This is a genomic window from Bilophila sp. 4_1_30 (assembly GCF_000224655.1).
Classification (GTDB): domain Bacteria; phylum Desulfobacterota; class Desulfovibrionia; order Desulfovibrionales; family Desulfovibrionaceae; genus Bilophila; species Bilophila wadsworthia.
Genome location: NZ_JH114231.1, coordinates 343,012 through 346,253, shown reverse-complemented (window position 1 = coordinate 346,253; position 3,242 = coordinate 343,012). Strand labels below are relative to the sequence as shown.

The window sequence follows — 3,242 nt, the reverse complement described above, 5'->3', positions numbered from 1 at the left end:
GCGCCGCACGGGCGCGGATCATGGCGGGATGGGCTTGCCGTTCGAGTGCTGTCATAACGTTACATCAATACATGGGCGTTGGCTTGAGCCCAGTCGGCGAAGGCGGATGTGCGGACAATGCGCTCGTCGCGGCATACTGCGTCACGCATGAGCAGGACACCAAATTCGGAGGGTAGGCGTCCGGCGTAGGTCACAAGGGCGTTGACCGTTCCATCGGCGGCTTTTTCTGAGAGGGCTTCGCACACGGCATACAGCGCTGCCGGGTCATCGGGCACGAGAGCGTCAGCCGGATTGGCAAGGATGTCTTCTACTGAGGGGAGTTCGCGCCAGACACGGAAGAATCCCATGAATTCCGCAGCTGCGCCGTCCCCCACCGTTCCACGGAACAGTTCGTATTCCACATCCGGATCAGGGTTGGCATCAAGAATGCCTGATAGAAAAGCCCATGAACGAGGAGAGGCGAACGCCTTGCCGGAGGAGAGCGGATCAAAGTCATGGAGCAGTTTGGGGCGGAATCGCAGAAAAGCGATTACTTCCCGTCTGATGCCCGCTTGCTGCGCCCACAGGATCCAGTCGTCAGGCGAAACGTCAAATTCAAGGTGCACCATGCGGTTCGCCAGCGCGGAAGGCATCCGGTGGGTAACGGCCTTGTCCTTTTCGCGGTTGCCCGCCGCTATGATACTCCAGCCGTCGGGCAGACGGTATTCCCCGATTCGCCTGTCCAGTACGAGCTGGTAACAGGCGGCCTGAACCAATGGCGGCGCAGCGTTCAGTTCATCAAGGAAGATGATGCCCTGTTCCGGATCGCCCGGTCCCGGAAGAAAAGCGGGCGGACACCACTCCGCGCGTCCGTTTTCAAGACGGGGAAGCCCTCGGAGATCGACGGGATCGAGCAGAACCGCGCGGATATCACGCAGGGCCATGCCGCGATCCGCAGCGACTTTGGCCACAACCTGGCTTTTGCCCACGCCCGGTGCGCCCCAGAGAAATACCGGTTGGTGAGCGGAAAGAAGCGTATGGAGCGCTGAGAAAATCTGAGAAGGAGTCATGAAGCCGTCCATGAAAAAGGGTCATTATTCAGGAGTGGACTATAGCTATATGAAAATAAAAGTCAATATCAAAAGTTTCTTTCAAAACGTCTCCAGCAGAGGTTGACAGGTGCATAGTCATGGCTCAGGACGCCTTTTATCACCGTCGGGGAATCCGTGAGCTTCCCCTCCTTCGACACTGGAGCAGGTAGGCCGTGGCGCAAAAAGAGCTTGAGGACGAATCCGTGGACGCTTCCCGATGCGCCCGATATGGATATGACGCCGGTGCGCATTAACATCAGCCTCCCCAGGTGCGTGCTGGAGGACTTGGACCGCAAGGCTAGCGCCTAGGGAAGCGCCCCCTCGGGGCTCATCGCCAAGGCTGCACAGGTGTGTATGTAGCGGGCTGATTCGCTGATAGAGGGCAAAGAACGAAGCCCCCGGACAATCCCGGGGGCTTTTCGCATCTGATAAATCGGTCTTCCTAATATTTTAGTATTCCGAAAGTGTTGTAAAAGTATGGCTGTGCTAAACTTTGCTGTGGTATTCTGAAGCAAAGAAGTGTCGCCATGAAAGAGGCCAGCATCGTGGAAATAGAGAGAAAAGCCATAATATTCAACGGGACTCAATGTCCCCGTAGCTCATTCAATCAGCCCCGGTGAAACCCTAGAGCCTAGGCGGGCACGGCGCTTAGGTGCGGGTGGAGAGCTCGGCTTTGACATCGGCTGTGAAACGGTGTCAAAGGATAGAAAGGACTATCCAAAAAGGGGAGGCGAAAGCCTCCCCTTGTGTCCCTAGCGTTGTGTGTGTTTGTTCACTTTTCCAGCACAGCCTCAATGCGCTGGCGCATCGGCTGTTTTGCGGGTATTACCCCGGGCGTAGGTTCGGCCCATCTGCCACAGTTCGCCTATGGTATCCTTACAGTCGTGCTGTCGGGACTAGGAGCAGCGAGAGCCGCTGGCTGTTGATCCTGAAGGTTTTAGCCATGCCCGGTACGTCGGCATCGGTGTCCGCGTGTCGCCTCCGGAGGTGCGTGAGCCCGGCAATCCCGTGGGGCGTTGGCTTGCTCACTATCCTGATCAGAGAGAGAAAAAAGATTGACAAGACTGTGGATAGGGGCATTAGTATAAAAACATGTATGCAAAACAAGTTATGCAGCGAATCTTTTTTGTCCTTCTCCTTGTCCCGCTATTTTGCGCTGTTCCCGCTCACGGTGGTATGTATATTGTACAGAATGAACCTCACCTTGCACATGCACGCGCTCTTATCCGAGCGGCTCTTGATGCCGTAGGCTTCCAGGCCGACTTTCAGGATGCCCCCATCGGAAACGAACGCCGCAATGTTCATCAAATCAGCAGCGGTGCCACACATGTGGATATGATGCCCGCCACGCCACAGCGTCTTGAGCTTGTGCGCCAAGGTAAACTGCGCATGATCCCCGTGCCGCTGGATAGAGGGATTCTTAGCTATCGGCTCAACATACTGCTGGAGAGCCAGAAGGATATACTGGCAAATGTGCGAGAACCCAAAGACCTGCATCGCTTTGTCATAGGGCAGAATGAAGGCTGGATGGATGTAGCGATCTACCGTGCCGCAGGCATTCCCACCAAGGAAGTGCGCAACTGGTCCAACGGGCAGTTCGCGGAGCAGATGGAGGCCGGGTTCATCAATCTATTCCCTCTTGGTCTGGAAGAAACCCTGACCTTCTTCCTGCCCCATTTTCGCAAGAGCTACCCTCAGCTCACGATAGACGAGCATATTCTCGTACGCTACCCTTGGTTTCGTTTCGTCTGGGTTTCTCCCTCTCCCGATGCCGATGAACTCTATGATGCTCTCGTGCGGGGCTTTGATGCCATTGCGCGAGACGGAACATTCATGTCGATCTGGCTACGCTACCGTGCCGAACCGGATGTGAAACTGTTCACCTCACGACGCATTATTGATATTGGCAACCCTTTTTATGGGGACGATCTCGTTCCTCCACAGTTCAGCCATCTCATCCTCAAGGCGAACCCATGAAACAGACTGCTTACAAGAGTCTTTTTCGCCAATTTATAAATAGGCTGATCCCGCCCATGGTCTTGACTGTAGCTCTGGCTATGACGGCGAATATCGTTGTCGGGCACAACATGGCACGGATGGAGCAAAGCCGTCGCCTGCAATTTCTTGGCGCCTCTTATGCCGAGGCGCTCATCAAACCGTTGTGGGATTGTG

At 55.4% G+C, this 3,242-nt stretch carries 2 protein-coding genes and 1 pseudogene; 2 read left to right on the top strand and 1 reads right to left on the bottom strand.

The features are described from left to right. Positions 1 to 59: 59 nt before the first annotated feature. Entirely contained in the window at positions 60 to 1,049 is a 990-nt protein-coding gene (locus HMPREF0178_RS01655) for an AAA family ATPase (RefSeq protein ID WP_009378493.1), read from the bottom strand. Positions 1,050 to 2,246: 1,197 nt separating this feature from the next. Between HMPREF0178_RS01655 and HMPREF0178_RS01650 the strand changes: the two genes are divergently transcribed. After that, the gene (locus HMPREF0178_RS01650; RefSeq protein ID WP_232281163.1) at positions 2,247 to 3,047 is read left to right on the top strand and encodes an amino acid ABC transporter substrate-binding protein; all 801 of its coding nucleotides are present in this window, start codon (positions 2,247 to 2,249) and stop codon (positions 3,045 to 3,047) included. Continuing rightward, positions 3,044 to 3,242 (top strand): annotated as a pseudogene (locus HMPREF0178_RS21845) (GGDEF domain-containing protein); the annotation flags it as partial. The gene HMPREF0178_RS01650 and the pseudogene HMPREF0178_RS21845, both read left to right, overlap by 4 nt.

What these genes read in the sequence shown, in the direction of transcription:
- HMPREF0178_RS01655 (WP_009378493.1), bottom strand. Translation starts at nt 1,049, where the DNA reads ATGACTCCTTCTCAGATTTTCTCAGCGCTCCATACGCTTCTTTCCGCT.
- HMPREF0178_RS01650 (WP_232281163.1), top strand. Translation starts at nt 2,247, where the DNA reads ATGTATATTGTACAGAATGAACCTCACCTTGCACATGCACGCGCTCTT.